General features: G+C 71.4%; 10 protein-coding genes and 1 pseudogene. 7 read left to right on the top strand and 4 right to left on the bottom strand.

Features of this window, described 5'->3' with window-relative positions:
* Positions 1 to 128 precede the first annotated feature (128 nt).
* Positions 129 to 1046, top strand: a complete 918-nt coding sequence (gene pgfA / locus ABD830_RS33145; RefSeq protein WP_344996407.1) for a cell envelope lipid trafficking protein PgfA — start codon at positions 129 to 131, stop codon at positions 1044 to 1046.
* A 159-nt stretch (positions 1047 to 1205) separates the two neighbouring features.
* Entirely contained in the window at positions 1206 to 2312 is a 1107-nt protein-coding gene (locus ABD830_RS33140; protein WP_344996406.1) for an NAD(P)H-dependent flavin oxidoreductase, read from the top strand.
* Between the two features lie 63 nt (positions 2313 to 2375).
* Here ABD830_RS33140 and ABD830_RS33135 read toward each other — a convergent pair whose 3' ends face one another.
* Both ABD830_RS33135 and ABD830_RS33130 read right to left on the bottom strand, forming a co-directional pair.
* Positions 2376 to 2654: a type II toxin-antitoxin system Phd/YefM family antitoxin gene (locus tag ABD830_RS33135; protein WP_344996403.1), complete on the bottom strand. Its 279-nt coding sequence runs from the start codon at positions 2652 to 2654 to the stop codon at positions 2376 to 2378.
* Between the two features lie 48 nt (positions 2655 to 2702).
* Positions 2703 to 3513, bottom strand: a pseudogene (locus tag ABD830_RS33130) (crotonase/enoyl-CoA hydratase family protein).
* Between the two features lie 232 nt (positions 3514 to 3745).
* Between ABD830_RS33130 and ABD830_RS33125 the strand changes: the two are divergent.
* The 5 genes from ABD830_RS33125 to ABD830_RS33105 all read left to right on the top strand — a co-directional run bounded on the left by ABD830_RS33125 (position 3746) and on the right by ABD830_RS33105 (position 10097).
* Positions 3746 to 5293, top strand: a complete 1548-nt coding sequence (locus ABD830_RS33125) for an acyl-CoA synthetase (protein ID WP_345002189.1) — start codon at positions 3746 to 3748, stop codon at positions 5291 to 5293.
* Positions 5283 to 6182 carry a Zn-ribbon domain-containing OB-fold protein gene (locus ABD830_RS33120; RefSeq protein WP_344996398.1) on the top strand — a complete coding sequence of 300 codons (900 nt, stop codon included), beginning with the start codon at positions 5283 to 5285 and terminating at the stop codon, positions 6180 to 6182. The genes ABD830_RS33125 and ABD830_RS33120 overlap by 11 nt, the downstream gene beginning before the upstream one ends.
* Complete coding sequence (locus ABD830_RS33115; protein ID WP_344996395.1) at positions 6179 to 7210, top strand: thiolase domain-containing protein; 1032 nt, start codon at positions 6179 to 6181, stop codon at positions 7208 to 7210. Before ABD830_RS33120 ends, ABD830_RS33115 begins: the two co-directional genes overlap by 4 nt.
* 155 nt (positions 7211 to 7365) lie before the next feature.
* Positions 7366 to 8511: a thiolase domain-containing protein gene (locus ABD830_RS33110; protein WP_344996392.1), complete on the top strand. Its 1146-nt coding sequence runs from the start codon at positions 7366 to 7368 to the stop codon at positions 8509 to 8511.
* A complete protein-coding gene (locus ABD830_RS33105) occupies positions 8511 to 10097 on the top strand; it encodes an acyl-CoA synthetase (protein WP_344996390.1) in 1587 nt (528 codons plus the stop codon). The genes ABD830_RS33110 and ABD830_RS33105 overlap by 1 nt, the downstream gene beginning before the upstream one ends.
* Positions 10098 to 10105: 8 nt before the next feature.
* Here the strand turns inward: ABD830_RS33105 and ABD830_RS33100 are convergent, their stop codons facing one another.
* The gene (locus ABD830_RS33100) at positions 10106 to 16285 is read right to left on the bottom strand and encodes a tetratricopeptide repeat protein (protein WP_344996387.1); all 6180 of its coding nucleotides are present in this window, start codon (positions 16283 to 16285) and stop codon (positions 10106 to 10108) included.
* A gap of 87 nt (positions 16286 to 16372) precedes the next feature.
* The gene (locus ABD830_RS33095) at positions 16373 to 16999 is read right to left on the bottom strand and encodes a LysE family translocator (RefSeq protein ID WP_344996384.1); all 627 of its coding nucleotides are present in this window, start codon (positions 16997 to 16999) and stop codon (positions 16373 to 16375) included.
* Positions 17000 to 17019: the final 20 nt, after the last annotated feature.

The following is a 17019-nucleotide window of genomic DNA, read 5'->3' as shown; positions in this document are numbered from 1 at the left end:
ATAGAACCTGTTTCTATCGATTTGATTGCGGTGATATGGCCGCCAGTGACGCGCATCACCCACTGTCATACTTTGTTGCTCGACGATCGCGCTAGACGACAACACGTTCTACAAATGCGGAGGCCTCGATGGGTCGTATCTCCACGCTCGTCCTCATCGGGTTCGGGGCTTTCTTCATCGCGCTGGCGCCGCTGCTGAAATTCTGGGCGTCCGGCCAGATCATCGCCGCTCCCGCGGACCAGTTCGGCATCGCGCGGCTGGAGGCGAAGGGCGCTCGCTACTTCTCGCTCCAGGACCTGAAGGTCCTCACCGGTGACCTCCAGATCTTCGTCACCACCCGCGGGGACGTGAAGGAGGCCAACTCCAAGAGGGTGGTCTGGGACGAGGCCACGGTGGTCAACGACGTGACCAACAGCCGGCCGCAGATCGACCTCTCCGAGCGCCGCAGCGCCTTCGACCGCTACACCGGAGTGGCGCTCAACTGCTGCGGGGACAGCATCGACAAGGAGCCGGTCACGCTGGAGGGGCAGATCTACAAGTTCCCCTTCGACGTGGAGAAGAAGACGTACAAGGTGTTCAACGGCACGGCGGGCAAGGCGTTCGACGCCGCCTTCGTGCGTGAGGACAACGTCAACGGCCTGCCCGTCTACGTCTTCGAGCAGAACGTCCCGCCGACCAAGACCGAGACCCGCAGCGCGCCCGCCAACGTGCTCGGCATGACGGGCACCACCGGAGACGTGCAGGTCGACCGCTGGTACGACGGCAAGACCACGTTCTGGGTCGAGCCGGTCACCGGCTCCCCGGTCAAGCAGGAGGTGCAGCGCCACGAGGTGCTGAAGACCCAGGACGGGATCGAGCGGTCGGCGGCCTTCATCGGCACCGCGAAGATGACCGACCAGACCGTCAGCGACCTGGTCAAGCAGGCGCAGTCGGGCAAGAGCCAGATCAACCTGCTGCGCAACATCATCCCGCTGGTCCTGCTCATCGTGGGCGCCGCGCTGGTGCTGACCGGCGTCGTCCTCGGCCGGCGGCCCCGCGGCGAGTAATCCTCATTCGGGGGCCCGCGATGTGCGGGCCCCTTTTTCATGCCTGGAGAAGGCCAAACTAGAACAGGTTATCGCTCTAGGTTACCCGCCAGTACCAGACGGAAGATTCTAGTCTAGAACGCGTTGCAGTTCGACATCCGGGGGACGTATTGTCGGGCCATGCGGACACGTGTCACGGACATGTTCGGAATCGAGTTCCCGATCTTCGCCTTCAGCCACTGCAGGGACGTCGTCGCCGCCGTCAGCCGTGCGGGCGGCATGGGAGTGCTCGGAGCGCTCTACTTCACCCCTGAAGAGCTCGAGACGGAGCTCAAGTGGATCGACGACCACGTGGACGGCAGGCCGTACGGCGTGGACGTCGTCATGCCGGCCTCCTACGAGGGCGCCGACTTCGCGCCCGAGGAGCTGGTGGGCCGCCTGCAGTCGATGATCCCCGAGGGCCACCGGTCGTTCGTCGAGAACCTCCTGGCCAAGCACGGCGTCCCGCCGCTGTCCTCGGACGCCGACCCCGGCAAGGTGCTGCTCGGCTGGACGGACGCCACCGCCCGGCCGCAGGTGGAGGTCGCGCTCCGCCACCCCATCGCCCTCCTGGCCAACGCCCTCGGCCCGCCGCCCGCCGACGTGGTGGACCTCGCCCACGCGCACGGGGTCAAGGTCGCCGCCCTGGCCTCCACACCCAGGCACGCGCTCAAGCAGGTCGAGGTCGGGGTGGACGTGGTGGTCGCCCAGGGCACCGAGGCCGGCGGTCACACGGGCGAGATCTCGACCATGGTGCTGATCCCGCAGGTGGTGGATGCCGTGGACGTGCCCGTCCTGGCCGCCGGCGGCATCGGCAACGGCCGCCAGATGGCGGCGGGGATGGCGCTGGGCGCCGAGGGCGTCTGGACCGGCTCGCTCTGGCTGACCGTGGAGGAGGCCGACACCCCGGAGATGGCCAAGCGCCGCATCCTGGAGGCCACGTCCAGGGACACCGTGCGGTCGCGGAGCTGGACGGGCAAGCCGGCGCGGCTGCTCAAGAACGAGTGGACGGAGGCGTGGGAGTCGGAGGAGTCGCCCGGCACGCTGCCGATGCCCCTGCAGTTCATGCTGGTCTCGGACGCCCTGCGCCGCATCGGCCGCTCCGACGTCGCCGAGCTGGCCACCTTCCCCGCCGGGCAGATCATCGGGATCACCAACCAGGTGCGGTCGACGAAGGACGTGGTGTTCGGCCTGGTGGAGGAGTACGGCGAGGCCCTGGAACGGCTGGAGCGCCTCACCGGGGACTGACGTATACCTGTCCCGGTCACGGTGCGCCCCTTGGTCACACCCTGGGGGAGCTGCGCGTGGCGATCAGTCGCGACGCCGCTCCCAGGGGTCGTCGTCGACATGGTCATCGGCGCCGAAGAATTCGCCGGCCTCTCGCCGCATTTCGGCATACTCCACGTGCGGGAGCCGGCGATGCCTTGCGACGAGCTCTTCGGCGCTCAGATGCCGCTTGCATGGGAGCGGGCGCAGCTCCGCGATCTCGACTCCATCGCGAGCGATGCGGAAAGTCTCGCCCGCCTCGACCTGATCCATGGCGGCGTCAGGCTCGTCGCGAAACTCGCGCTGAGAGATGACCTTCGCCATGTGCCGACCGTAGCCTTGGGCGGCCTCTTGCGCCGCTCAAGCCTGTAATCAGCGCGCCTGGTAGGTCGCGGCGCGCTTCTCGCGGAAGGCGCGCGTGCCTTCCTTGGCGTCCTCCGAGCCGATCACCGGCCACCCGATCTCGTCCGACACCTTCAGCGCCTCCACCTCCGGCATGCCCAGCGTGTCCCGGTACGTACGCAGGATCGCCTGCACCGCCAGCGGCCCCGAGGCGGCGACGTCCTCGGCGAGCTCCCGCGCCGAAGCCAGCGCCTGGCCGTCCGGGACCACCCGGTTGACCAGCCCCATGGACAGCGCCTCCGCCGCCGTGACCGCGCGGCCGGTGAGGAGGAGGTCCATGGCATGGCAGTACGGGATCTGCCTAGGCAGGCGTACGGCGCTGCCGCCCATCGGGAAGAGGGCGCGCTTGGCCTCGAACAGCCCCAGCGTGGCGGACTCGGCCACCACCCGCAGGTCGGTCCCCACCAGCAGCTCCGTGCCCCCCGCCACCGCGTAGCCTTCTACGGCGCTGATGATCGGCTTGGTGGGCAGATCCTCCCTGAGCAGCCCCTTCCAGTGGAAGTTGGGGATCTGCGCGGCCCTGGCCTGGACCTCAGGGTCCGTGGAGGGCTGCCCCATGGCCTTGAGGTCCGCCCCCGCGCAGAACGTGCCCTCCGCGCCCGTCAGGATCGCCACCCGGATCCCGGCCTCCGCCGACGCGTACGCCCACGCCGAGGCCAGGCCGATCAGCATGTCCGAGGAGAGCGCGTTGCGGGCCTCCGGCCGGTTCATGGTGACGATCAGGATGTGGCCGTCGCGTTCGATCCGGCAGTGGGGGGGTGCTGATCGGCAGGTGCTCCACGTACGCCTCCGAAGTGTCTAATCAAGCGCTTGCTACGAACTTCGGCCCCAGGATACGCTCCCAGCAGCAAACGAGAACAGGTTCCTGTTTTACTTCGCGCCACGACTCCCGCGGGGGAGCGCCGTCGTCTGGAGGAGCGGCGGGAGGGGAGCGACCAGAGCGAGGGAAGGCGACGGCATCAAGGGCGACCGAGCCCGCTTCACGGAGTGAAGCCATGAGCAGAGGAGTTCAGATGGGCACGCTCGGTTTCTGGAGGCTCGCGCAGGCGGATCCCGAGTGGATCGCGGCCGTTGACCCCGATGGCACGGAGCATCGCGCGGGCGACCTGCTGGCTCGCGCGAACCGCCTCGTGCACGGCCTGCGCGGCCTCGGGCTCCAGCCAGGGGACGGCATCTGCGGCCTGGTCCCGAACGGCGTCGACGGGCTCGTGCTCTACCTGGCCGCCATGCAGGCCGGCTGGTACTACACCCCGGTCAACTGGCATCTCACCGGCCCCGAGATCGCGTACATCGTGTCGGACAGCGAGGCCAAGGCCTTCTTCGTGCACCCGCGCTATCTCAAGGAGGGCGCAAGGGGGGCGGAGACCATCGAGCCGCACCGCCGTTTCATCCTCGGGGAGAAGATCGACGGCTTCCGGCAGGTGAGCGAGCTCACCGACGGTCAGCCGGACACCGCACCGGAGGGCCGCACCGCCGGCGCCACCATGCACTACACCTCGGGCACGACCGGCAAGCCGAAAGGCGTCAAACGCGGGCTGAACGGCCTGGATCCGGACGACTCCGCAGAGCTGATGACGTTCCTGCTCGGGCTGTTCGGCATCACCCCGGGCCGCCCCAACGCCCACCTGATCACGTCCCCGAACTACCACACCGCGGTGACCCAGTTCGGCGGCACCGCGCTGCACATGGGACACACCCTCGTCTACATGGACAAGTGGGACGCCGAAGAGATGCTCCGGGTCTGCGAGCGCTACCGCGTCACGAACTCCCACCTGGTCCCCACCCACTTCAAGCGGCTGCTCGCGCTGCCGGAGCAGACCCGCGCCAAGTACGACCTGTCCTCGCTCAAGTGGATGATCCACGCCGCCGCCCCCTGCCCCGTCCCGGTCAAATGGGCGATGTTCGAGTGGTGGGGCGACTGCGTGTACGAGTACTACGCGGCCACCGAGGGCGGCGGCACCCTGGCCACGCCCGAGGGCTGGAAGACCCATCCGGGCACGGTCGGCAAGGCGTGGCCCATCAGTGAGCTGCTCATCGTGGACGAGCAGGGCGAGCCTGTACCGACCGGCACCGCCGGGACGATTTACATGAAGATGATGGGCGCCTCGTTCGAGTACAAGGGCGACCCCGACAAGACCGCCGCGAACCGGCTCAAGGACTACTTCACCGTCGGGGACATCGGCTACCTGGACCAGGACGGCTACCTCTACCTCTGCGACCGCAAGGCCGACATGATCATCTCTGGAGGGGCGAACATCTACCCGGCCGAGATCGAGAACGAGCTCATGGTCCACCCGAAGGTGGCGGACGTGGCCGTGTTCGGCATCCCGGACGAGGAGTGGGGCGAGCAGATCAAGGCCGTGGTCGAGCCGGCACCGGGCATCGAGCCCGGCCCCGAGCTGGCCCGCGAGCTGCTCGCGTCGCTGGAGGGCCGCCTGGCCAGGATGAAGTGGCCCAAGAGCGTCGACTTCATCGCCGAGATGCCCCGAGAGCCCAACGGCAAGCTGCTCAAACGCAAGCTCCGCGCCCCGTACTGGGAGGGACACGACCGTGCCATCTGATCCGCTCGTCGCCCAGCACGTCCTGGAATTTCCCGGCGGCTACACGCGTACGACAGGCCCCGTGATCGGCCGGTTCCTGAGCGAACTACGCGGCCGGCGCATCGTGGGAGTGCGGACGAAAGAGGGCAAGGTGCTCGTGCCGCCCCTGGAGTACGACCCCGCGACGGGCGAGCCGGTGACCGGCGAGTACGTCGAGGTCGGCCCGGCCGGCACGGTCACCACCTGGGCGTGGGTGGCGGAGCCGCTCGAGAACCACCCGCTCGACCGCCCCTTCGCCTGGGCCCTGATCAAGCTGGACGGGGCGGACACCGCGCTGGTGCACGCCGTGGACGCGGGCAACCCCAAGGCGCTCGCCGCGGGCACGCGCGTCTGGCCCGCCTGGAGCGACCACCCCACCGGCCACATCACTGACATTTCGCATTTCGTCCCTGAGGTCACGAAGATCGTGTCCAACGTGCGCTCCGAGTACCGCCTCCAGGCGGGCGGCGCGCTCCGCGTCTTCCTGGAGGGCATCGAGCGCGGCGTCTTCCTCGGCGGCCGGTGCGAGAGCTGCGCCAAGGTGTACGTGCCGTACCGCATGTCCTGCCCCGAGTGCGGAAGCGCCATCGGGGAGACGCTAGAACTGCCCGACACCGGCACGATCACCACGTTCGCGATCAACAACCTGCCCGACCCGCGGGCTCCGCAAGTGCCGTTCGTGTCGGCGTACATCCTGGTCGACAACGCCGATGTCCCCATGATCGCGCTCATCGGCGACGTACCCGCTCACGAGGTGCGCCAGGGCATGCGGGTCAAGGCGGTCTGGGTGCCGGAGAGCGAGCGTACGGCGTCAATGTCGAACATCCGCTGGTTCGCCCCCACCGGCGAGCCCGACGTGGAGCTGTCATGAGAGATGTCGCGATCGTCGCGTTCGCCCAGACTCAGCACACCGACCACGACACCGGTGCGACCGAGCCGGAGCTGATCCTGCCCGTGATCAACGAGGTCAAGGAGCGCACCGGGCTCAAGAGGTTCGGCTTCACCTGTTCGGGCAGCTGTGACTACCTCGCCGGCGCGCCGTTCTCGTTCGTGTCGGCTCTCGACGCCCTCGCAGCCTGGCCGCCGATCTCCGAGAGCCACGTGGAGATGGACGGCGCCTGGGCCCTGTACGAGGCGTGGGTGCGCCTCCAGCACGGCGACATCGACTCGGCCCTGGTCTACGGGTTCGGCAAGTCGTCGCTCGGCGACCTGCGCACGATCATGACGATCCAGCTCGACCCGTACTACCTGGCGCCGCTCGGCCTCGACCTGCTCTCCTACGCGGCGCTCCAGGCCGGTGCGGTCGGCGCGGACAGGAAGGAGCTCGACGAGATCGTCCGCAGGAGCCGGGCGGACGGGAGGAGCAACCCGTACGCGCTCGATCTGCCCGACCCGGACGACTCGGAAGACTCGGACGGCTTCGCGGTGCAGCCGCTGAAGAAGACCGACGTGCCGCCCATCACGGACGGTGCGGCGGCGATTGTGCTCGCCGCCGGCGACCTGGCCAGGGAGCTGTGCTCGAATCCCGCCTATATCAGGGGCATCGCGCATCGCATAGAGCCCCACTACCTGGGTATGCGGGATCTTGCCCTGTCGGCCTCCGCGGCCGATGCCGCACGAGCCGCGGGGGTCGGCAAGGGTCCCGTCGAAGTGGCCGAGCTGCACGCGCAGTTCCCCCACGAGGAGATCGTCCTGCGCCGCGCCCTGGAGCTGCCCGGCGACACGGTGATCAACCCGTCCGGCGGCCCGCTGGCCGCCAACCCCGTCATGGCCACGGGCCTCATCCGCATCGGCGAGGCCGCGCGGCGCATCCTCGACGGCGACGCGAGCCGCACCGTCGGGCACGCCGCCGGCGGCCCCTGCCTGCAGCACAACCTCGTCACCGTCCTGGAGGCCTGACATGGGAAACCGGGAGCGAACCCGACGCCCCGCGAGCGGAGCGAGCAATTCGACAGGGTGCGTCGCGAAGCGGAGTGGAGGGCCGACACGTGCTGATGGCGCGCCTTCGGCACGACAGGCACTCCGCGGAGCGAATGAGGAGTGGTGAGCGACCAATGAACAGGTGTGCGGTCATCGGCGTCGGGCAGACGCACTACACGACCAAGCGCAGGGACGTGTCGATCGCCGGGCTGGTCCGCGAGGCGGCGCTGCGGGCGCTGGAGGACGCCGGGCTGACGTTCAAGGACATCGACGCCGTGGTCATCGGCAAGGCGCCCGACCTGTTCGAGGGCGTGATGATGCCGGAGGCGTACCTGGCGGACGCCCTCGGTGCGGCGGGCAAGCCCATGATGCGCGTGCACACGGCGGGCAGCGTGGGCGGCTCGACGGCGCTGGTCGGAGCCTCGCTGATCCAGGGCGGCGTGCACGACCGGGTGCTGGTGGTGGCGTTCGAGAAGCAGTCGGAGTCCAACGCCACCTGGGCGCTCTCCACGCACCTGCCCTTCAACGCGTCGCTGGTGGTGGGCGCGGGCGGCTACTTCGCGCCGCACATCCGCGAGTACATGCGCAGGTCGGGCGCGCCCGGACACATCGGGACGCTCGTGGCGGTCAAGGACCGGCTGAACGCGCTCAAGAACCCGTACGCGCACCTCAAGATCCCCGGCATCGACCAGAAGATGGTCGAGTCCACGCCCATGCTGTGGGAGCCGATCCGCTACCTGGAGACCTGCCCGTCCAGCGACGGCGCCTGCGCCATGGTCCTGTCGTCCGAGTCGAAGGTCACCGGCACCCCGGCCTGGGTGCACGGGACGGCCATGCGCTCCGAGCCGATCTTCCGCGCCGCGCGCGACACGGTCAGCCCGCAGGCGGGCAAGGACTGCGCGGCCGACGTCTACCGCCAGGCCGGCATCGCGGACCCGCGGCGGCAGATCGACGTGGCCGAGACGTACGTGCCGTTCTCCTGGTACGAGCCGATGTGGCTGGAGAACCTGGGGTTCGCGGCGGACGGGGAGGGATGGAAGCTCACCGAGTCGGGCGCGACGGCGCTCGACGGTGACATCCCGTGGAACGCCTCGGGCGGGGTGCTGTCGAGCAACCCGATCGGGGCATCGGGGCTGATCAGGTTCGCCGAGGCCGCGCTGCAGGTGCGCGGGCTGGCGGGCGAGCACCAGGTGGACGGCGCCCGCATGGCGCTCGGCCACGCGTACGGCGGGGGAGCCCAGTTCTTCGCGATGTGGATCGTCGGACGGGAGAGACCCTGATGGAGTTCAACCACGCTGACCTGTTCGAAGGGCTCGCGGACACGATCGGGGACAGGACGGCCATCGTCTGCGGCGCGGACCGGCGCACCTACGCCGAGCTGGAGGCCGAGGCCAACCGGCTCGCCCACTACCTCATGGACCTGGGCATCCAGCCGGGCCAGCACGTCGGGCTGCACCTCTACAACGGCGTCGAGTACGTGGCAGGGCTCCTGGCCGCGCTGAAGATCAGGGCCGTGCCGATCAACGTCAACTACCGCTACGTCGAGAACGAGCTGCTCTACCTCTACCGGGACGCCGACCTCCGGGCGGTGGTCTACGACGTGGAGTTCGACGCGCGGGTGGCCGCCGTGGCGGACCGAGCGCCGCTGCTGGAGCACCTGATCTCGGTGGGCGGGCCGTCGGCGATCGGCGCGGCGGTTCCGTACGAGACCGCCTTGGAGCACGGCCGGCCGGAACGCGGTTTCCCGGCACGCTCGGGCAATGACGTCTACATCATCTACACCGGCGGCACCACTGGCATGCCTAAGGGGGCGATGTGGCGCGTCGAGGACCTGTTCATGGCCTTCGGCGGCGGCAACCCGTACGGCGAGCCGCGCGCCACCCCGCGCGAGGTGATCGACGAGGCCGTCAAGGCCGGCCCGATGGTCATGATGGCCGCGCCGCCGCTGATGCACGGGGCCGCGCAGATGGCCACGTTCATCGCCTGGTGGATGGGCGCGACCATGGTGTACGTGCGCAAGTTCGACGCCGAGGACGTGTGGCGGGCGGTCGAACGCGAGCGCGTGTTCACCATGAACATCACCGGCGACGCCATGGCCAGGCCCCTGGCCGAGGCGCTGGAGAAGGGCCGTTACGACGTCTCCTCGCTGTTCGTGATCAGCTCGACCGGGGCGATCCTGTCGGGCGCGGTACGCGACCGGCTCCAGAAGGCACTCCCGAACATTGGGATCCTGGACAACTTCGGCTCCACCGAGTCCGGCTTCACCGCGTCGGGCGTGGCCGGGTCCTCGCCGGAGAAGGGCCTGCGTTACCAGCCCAACTCCGTGGTCAAGCTGGCCGTCCTCGACGAGCGGCACCGGCCGGTCGAGCCCGGCTCCGGGCAGCTCGGGACCGTTGCCAGGACCGGGCGGGTGGCGTTCGGCTACTACAACGACCCCGACAAGACGGCCCGCACGTTCGTCACCGACGCGGACGGCATCCGCTGGCTGCTGACCGGCGACCTGGCGACCGTGGACACCGACGGGACCGTGAACGTGTTCGGCCGGGGCTCGCAGTGCATCAACACCGGCGGGGAGAAGGTGTTCCCCGAGGAGGTCGAGGCGGTGCTCAAGGGGCATCCGGCCGTGTACGACGCGGTGGTGACCGGGGTGCCCGACGAGCGGTGGGGGAGCAGGGTGGCCGCCGTCGTGGAGCCGCGGCAGGGTGTCGAGGTGACGGCCGAGGAGCTGGACGCGCACTGCAGGACGCTGCTGTCGGGGTACAAGGTGCCTCGTTCGTACGCGTTCGTGGAGGAAATGGTGCGCTCGCCGGCGGGCAAGGCGGACTACCGGTGGGCCCGCGAGACGGTGCAGGCGAGCGGCGCCTAGATGTACACCTAGAGTGCGCGCAACTCCTCCTCGACCGCTGCCAGCTCGTCGCTCCTGCCCGCCTTCTCCAGCAGCTTCAGCCTGCCCCGCAGCACGTCGCGGCGCAGGTCCGCGACGCCGTCCTGGGCGGGCAGGCCGCGCAGCAGCCCGGCCGAGACCCGCAGGGCGGCGTCGGCGGCGTCGTCCCTGCCCAGCTCCTGCTGGCAGAAGCCGAGCCTGGCGTGTGCCACGGCCCGGGGCAGCTCGTCCCGCGTCACCTGCGTGGCCCGATGGAAGACGAGCCCGGCCTCCAGCCCCCGGCCGGCCTCCATGAGGGCGTCGCCCAGCATGAGCATCGCCCTGGACAGCAGCTCGCGCTGGGCCGGGCTCCCTGACTCCTGGTGCGCCCGGCTCCCGGAGCCGAACCGCCGCTCCACCGGCCCGAACCTCTCCAGCGCCGCGACCGCCTCCCGCAGCGGCTGGATCGCGTCGGCGGCCAGGTGCCGCATCCTGAGCGCGGAGGCCAGCGTGAGGCAGGCGCCCGCGCGGCTGGTGTGCAGGGCCTGCGCGTCCATGCCGGTGGTCAGCAGCTCGTCGTAGATCGCGATGGCCTCTCTGGCCCTCGTCTCGGCCTCCACGCCGCTGTCCAGGCCGAGCAGGGGCAGCAGCTCGGAGCTCTGCGCGAGGGAGTCGGCGAGCACGGCCCGGTACGTGAGATCGTCCGGCGACCGCCTGGCCAGCGGGATCAGGTCCTCGACGAGCGCGTTGGCCTCGGTGAGCTCGCCGAGCATCATGTGGCACCTGACCAGCCGCTGGGTGGCCAGCGCGTGCTTGACCGTGCCCGGCTCCTGTCCCGTGGCGGCGATCTCGGCGAACTCGGCGGCCTCCTCCGGCTTGCCCGCCGCCAGAAGGTCGTCGGCGATCATCTCGGCGCACTCCCGCTTGCTCGCCGGGTCGGTGTGCAGCCGCAGGGCCTCCACGAGGTGCGCCAGCGCTTCCTGCTCCCTGCCGAACGCCCGCAGCACCTGCCCGCGCACCTGGACCGCCCGCGCCCGCACACCGGACGGCTCCTCCCGGTCCATCTCCGAGACTCGGTCCATCTCCGAGACTCGGTCCATCTCCGAGACTCGGTCCAGCTCGGCGAGCGACCAGGTGACCGCCTCCAGTGCGGCCTGCGGGCGGTCGAGCATGGCCAGGCTCGAGCCGAGCTGCACGTACGTGACCGCGGCGACGGCCGGGTCGTCCAGCTCGTCGCAGAGGTCGGCGGCCCGCTCGGAGTGCGCCAGCGCCTCGACGGGGCGGCCCTGTTCGAGCAGCTTGACAGCGTAGAGGTTGAGGGTCTCGGCCAGTTCCCTGCCCGGCTCGTCGGAGAGGAGGTCGATGGCCTGCTCCAGGACGGCGAGGTCGGCCTGCCCCTGCCGGGCGAGCGCGGCGAGCGCCCTGCCGAGCCGCCCGCGGTAGTCGCCGGAGAAGGCGGCCGGCCCCCGGTAGACACGCACGGCCGGCTCAGCGTCCGGCAACCGCATCAGAGCCTGCCCGCACAGGTCGTGCACCTCGGCGCCGCCGCCGCTCAGCGGCACCTCCTGCTCCAGCGCGTCCGCGAACGTCACGAGCGCGGGCAGCAGGTCGGACATGTCGCCCGGGTAGGCGATGACCTCCTCGACGAGGGTTCTGAGCGCATCCGTCCCCGGCAGCGGCCGGATGTCGAGTATCTGGCGGTACAGGGCCGCTCCGGCGGCCGGTCCTTCCTCCTCCACCCGCAGCCTGGCCAGCCGGGCGAGGGCCATCAGGTGCAGGTCGACGAGGTCGGCGGGCGGGTACGGCAGCATCGCGGTGCCCTCGGCCAGCTTGGCACCGGCCGCGCCGAGGTCGTGCAGCTCGGCCAGGCACAGGCCGCCGAGCTCCAGGCAGATGGCGGTGAGGAGCCGGTTCGCCGCCGGAGGCTCCGAGGACACGACGTCGAGGGCCCGGGTGGCCGACTGGAGCGCGCCCTCGACGTTCCGCCTCGTGAACCGGATGCCGCCCTGCAGCCGCAGGGCCCCCGCCAGGGCACGCGGGGATGCGAGCCCTTCCGAAACGAGCCCTTCGTAGAGCCCGACCAGCCGGTCTGCCGCCGCCTCCGCGTCGGCGGGGCAGGCGGATTCGGAGAGGGCGGCGGTCTCCAGGATGAGCAGCTCGGCCAGCTCCGTACGGAACACGACGCTCGTCCCGGCCCGCGGCTCATACGCCTCGATGGCGGTACGCAGGTGCGGGATGGCCTCCTTGTGCCGCCCGAGGCACACCAGCGCCCGGCCGAGCGCCGCCGCCACCATCCCCACGGCGATCGCGTGCGGCCGCTCCGGACCTGCCGACCGCTGCGGCGGCGTGTCCGGTACGGGATGGCGTCGCAGCAGTTCGGCGGCCTGCCTCGCGAGCACGAGCCCGTCGCCGGCCCGTCCCACGTCCGTCCAGGCCCGGGCGAGCACGGTCTGGGCCGAGATGTAGGCGTGGATCTCCGGCGTTCCGCCGCCCTCGGCGGCCTTCGCGCACTCCGCCAGCTGCCGTTCCGCCCCGGCCACGGCCTCCTCCGGCCGCGTGGAGATCAACGCCAGCAGCCACGGCCGCCCACCGGCGTGCTCGGCCGCCGTCTCCAGCCTGGCCGCCCTCGCCCGCACCTCGGACGTGTGCCGGTCGCCCTTGGCGCCCAGCGTGCCGTAAAGCTCGGCCGCCTGTTCCAGCTGCGCCCGGCCGTCCACCGGCCGGCCGAGCTCGTCCAGACAGAAGCCGAGCAGCCGCCTGCCCTCGGCCTGCGTCGCGGTGTGCTGCTGGGCCGCCACGGTCATGGCTTCCTGCAACGGCCCCAGCGCCTCCTCCGGCCGATCGTCGATCAGCAGCAGCTCGCCCAGCCGGAGCAGTTGCCCGGTCAGGGCGTGGCGGTGCTCGTCGGGCTCCAGCGCGACCAGGGCACGCAGGTTGCGTACGGCTTCGGCGGCGGACCGCACGGCGGCGTCCAGGTCTTCGAGCCGGGCATGGAGCCCCGCCAGTAGTCCGGCGGCTTCGGCCAGCATCAACCGCAGGCCGGGCTCCTGGACGGCGAGGCCGCGCAGCCGTACGACGGCCTCCGAGGCGGGGACCACGGCGTCGGCCGGCCTGCCGTGCCCGTCCAGCCAGACGGCCAGGAGGCGGAGCCGGTGGGCCAGGTCCCTGTTGGTCGGGGCCACGTTCCTGACGGCGGCGGTGACGGCGACGGCAAGGCACCCGGCCAGCTCGGGCAGCGCGCCGGCACCCGCCTCCTCGAACGGCATCAACGGCCCAGGACCTGGAACGGCGGCGACCGGCGACTGCTCCACCACCCCGGACCGCGCCATCGACGTCCGGCCGACCGTCCCGGCGCGTGCCGCTGACGGACCGGCCGTTTGAGGAAGCGCCGCTGTCGGGCCGGTTGTTTGGGGATGGGCTGCTGTCGGGCCGGTTGTTTGGGGATGGGCTGCTGTCGGGCCGGTTGTTCGGGGACGGGTCGCTGACGGGCCGGCCGTTTCGGAGCCGGCCGTCGGCAACCGCCCGCCCGCGCCGAGCTGTGAGACGGCGAGCGTCGCGAGGGTCGCCGCGAAGCCGGCGTCGCCGCCCGCCGCCTCGAACGCCTCCACGGCCTCGCCCAGGCGCCCGACCTCCAGCAGCGCGCAGGCGACGTTGTGCTGCGCCCGCGCGGCCTCGCCCGCGTACGACGGGTCGTCCTCGGCCAGGATGCGGAACCTGGCCGCCGCCTCCTGCGCCGGCTTGAGCGCCGAACCGGGCTCGCCCGCCAGCAACAGGCACGCCCCAAGGCTGAACAGCGCGTCCGCCCGCCCGGCCGCCTCCTCGTACGGGGGAGCGGCCGCGTAGATCTCAACGGACTCCGCCGCCGCCACGACCGCCTCTCCCGCCCTCCCCACAGCCGTCAGCCGACCCGACAGCCAGGACAGCGCCCCCGCCAGCGCCAACCCCTCGCCGGTCGCCCGGCGGTGCCGCACGGCCAGCTCGCCCAGGGTGACGTCCAGCGCCCGTAACCCGAGCCCCGCAGCGCGCCGCACCGGCCAGGCACCCCACCGCGCCGAGGATGCGCCTCCTCCCGGGCCCGATGCCGCCGGGCCCGATGCCGCCGGGCCCGATGCCGCCGGGCCTGATGCCGCCGGGCCTGATGCCGCCGGGCCTGATGCCGCCGGGCCCGATGTCGCCCGCTCAGCGGCCGAGCCGGTCCGGGTCAGCAGGGCGGATGCGGTCGCGGCGAGCGCGCGGTCGGCCGGGAACAGGGCCAGGGCGGCGTTGAGCATGTCGCCGAGCCGGGTGGCGGGGTTCGCCGCGGCTTCCGTGACGAGCTCGCCGAGCCTGGAACCGATCAGCGCACGCAGCGCCGACCGGGCCCCCTCCCCGTGGGCGGAGCGCCGCAGAACGTCCAGCAAGTGCACGATGTGCCCGACCGTGCGAGCGCCGTGATCATGGATGGCGAGAACCAGCGCGTCCAGGCCGTCCGTCTCGGCCAGGAGCCGTTCGGCCGCCAGATCCGGGCCGAGCGGGCCGCTCTGGAAGACCGTGCCCAGCCAGCGGGCCAGGTTCATGGTGGTTCCGTGGTCACGCAGCCCGGGGACGGCCGTCAGCAGGCCGGGCAGCTCCGCGGGTGTGGGAGCGGTGAGCGTGAGCAACGCCACAGCCTGCCGCGCCGTGACGTCGTCCACGCGTTCTTCCCCCGCCGGCCACACCCGCGCCCACTGGTCACTCTCCCGCTCCAGGAACCGGCCGAACAGCCCGCCACCTCGCAGCCGCATCGCCTCCGTGCCGTCATGGGCGGGGTCGGACCCTTCGTCCCCGTCGCACAGCCGCAGCAGAGCGGCCAGGTGGACGTGGAGCGGCAGGCCGTACTCCGGGTCGTCGAGCCGCGGCGGGGCGGGCAGGGCGGCCCGGCTGGGGGCGAACGCCTTCATGGCCGCGAGCGCGTGCTCCGTACGTTCCTGCAAGGTGAGCGGGTGGGCGTTGAGCTGGACGGCCGTGGTGTTGAGCCGCCTCAGCCAGCCACCGGCCGTCGTGTCGAGCCGCCGCCACCACTCCGCCTCGCCAGGCTCGCGGGCCAGCAGCAGGAGCCGTACGCGGGGGTTGCGCCCGTGCTTGGCCAGGTGCCGTACCAGCTCGCCCACCAGGGGCGGGGACGGCTCCGCGCCGTCCACCACGAGGAGGGTCGGGCGTGACGCGTTCAGGGTCCGGCTCGCCAGCGGGCCGACGACCGAGTCCAGGGAGAGGAAGCCCGTGTCCCATCCCGCCGCGGCCAGCTCCACGCAGAGCTCGCTCGCCAGCCTCGTCTTGCCCGTGCCGCTCCGGCCGGTCAGGATCGCGATCGACAGGGCGGCCGGCTCGGCGGCCCAGGCCCGGAGGTGCGCCAGCTCCTCGTCCCTCCCCAGGAACGGCACCATCGCGTGACGTGCCAGCAGCAGGGCCCAGTCCGGACAGTCCTGGGGCGGTTCGTCGCGGGCGGGCGTCAGGAGGTCGGCGAGCATCGCCGAAGGGTCGTCCTCCGCGACGGTCTCCAGCCGGCCGGGCGCCACGCCTGCCAGCTCGCGGAAGCGTTCGTCGCTCAGGAGCGCGGTCACGGGCACGGCGTCCAGGCGGTTCCGGGTGTGCCCGGCCGTGATCACGCCGATGATCTGCCCGGCCGGCTCGGCGAGCAGCGCGGCGCCCGACAGCCCCGGCCAGAGCGCGTCGGATCCCGGGCTCAGCACGCTGACCGCCAGAACCTTCGACACCGCACCCGTGGGGGCGTCGACCAGGCCGGACACCGTCTCGGCAGCCCGGAACCCGGCCCGCCGCTCCAGACGCGGAAACCCGCGGGCCACGCAGCGCACCCTGAAGCGGGCGCCGCGTCCCTCCTCCCCGTGCCCGTCGGAGATGCTCACAGGGTCCGCCGGCCTGGCCCAGCGGAGGTGTTCGATGCCGGGAACGCCCGCCCACGGCGAGTCGGCCACCCGCAGCAGCACCGCGCCCGCCCCGCCGCACCCACGCCACACCGGCTCGGCCTCGGCCCACTGTCCCGAACCCGGCGTACGTACCTGACATCGGGTGCCGGAAGCCGCCACCAGCCCGGAGGTCAGCACCAGATCGGCGCCGATCGCATACCCGGAACCGGTCGCGCCGACAAGGTCGCCGTGACCCGAGTAGACCTCGACGACCCGTTCGAGCCCGAGGCGGTGCTGTGGCGTGTCCATGGGGTTCGCCTCTTAGCTACGTCCCGACGTGCCGTCCCCTCGATCTGATCTCACTATCGCACTATGGCCGGGAAATTTCCCGGCTTGTCATGCCTTCTCGGCTGTGAGCCAGGCCGCCAGCCCGAGGTAGACGAGCCCGCTCCCCACGTCGAGACCCCGGCGTGCACGGGCCGACCTGCGCACCCGCCCGGCCACCGCCGACGAGAGCAGCGCGTACGTGCCGTCGGAGGCCATCCCGAGCACCAGCCACAGCACCCCGAGCAGCAGGATCTGCGGCCCGACCGGCCCCGCGTGCGGGTCGGTGAACTGGGGGAGGAAGGCGAGGAAGAAGATCGCGGTCTTGGGGTTGAGCACGTTCACCACGAACCCTTCCCAGAACAGCCGCCTCTTTGACTGCGCCGGCAGCTCCACCGGTCCCTCGTTCTCGCCCCGTCGCATCAGCTTGCGTACGCCGAGCCAGAGCAGGTACGCCACGCCCACGTACTTCACGATCGTGAACGCCGTCGCCGAGGCCGCCAGCAGCGCGCTGATACCGAGCGCCGCGGCCGCGATGTGGACCAGCGAGCCCGCGTGCACCCCGAGCACGGAGATCAGGCCGGCGCCACGGCCCTGGGAGACGCTCCGGGTGACGATGTAGAGGACCGCCGGTCCGGGCACCACGAGCAGTCCGAGGGTGGCCACGCAGAAGAGGGCAAGTGTCGCGATGTCAGGCATGGGGTCATCGTAGGAACAGC

The organism is Nonomuraea helvata, assembly GCF_039535785.1.
Classification (GTDB): Bacteria; Actinomycetota; Actinomycetes; order Streptosporangiales; family Streptosporangiaceae; genus Nonomuraea; species Nonomuraea helvata.
The sequence above is the reverse complement of the archived record's forward strand: the minus strand, read 5'-3'. Positions and strand labels throughout refer to the sequence as shown.

Bases quoted from the DNA above. Each gene is read 5' to 3' on its own strand.
- pgfA (WP_344996407.1), top strand. From the start codon at position 129: ATGGGTCGTATCTCCACGCTCGTCCTCATCGGGTTCGGGGCTTTCTTC.
- ABD830_RS33140 (WP_344996406.1), top strand. From the start codon at position 1,206: ATGCGGACACGTGTCACGGACATGTTCGGAATCGAGTTCCCGATCTTC.
- ABD830_RS33135 (WP_344996403.1), bottom strand. From the start codon at position 2,654: ATGGCGAAGGTCATCTCTCAGCGCGAGTTTCGCGACGAGCCTGACGCC.
- ABD830_RS33125 (WP_345002189.1), top strand. From the start codon at position 3,746: ATGGGCACGCTCGGTTTCTGGAGGCTCGCGCAGGCGGATCCCGAGTGG.
- ABD830_RS33115 (WP_344996395.1), top strand. From the start codon at position 6,179: ATGAGAGATGTCGCGATCGTCGCGTTCGCCCAGACTCAGCACACCGAC.
- ABD830_RS33110 (WP_344996392.1), top strand. From the start codon at position 7,366: ATGAACAGGTGTGCGGTCATCGGCGTCGGGCAGACGCACTACACGACC.
- ABD830_RS33105 (WP_344996390.1), top strand. From the start codon at position 8,511: ATGGAGTTCAACCACGCTGACCTGTTCGAAGGGCTCGCGGACACGATC.
- ABD830_RS33100 (WP_344996387.1), bottom strand. From the start codon at position 16,285: ATGGACACGCCACAGCACCGCCTCGGGCTCGAACGGGTCGTCGAGGTC.
- ABD830_RS33095 (WP_344996384.1), bottom strand. From the start codon at position 16,999: ATGCCTGACATCGCGACACTTGCCCTCTTCTGCGTGGCCACCCTCGGA.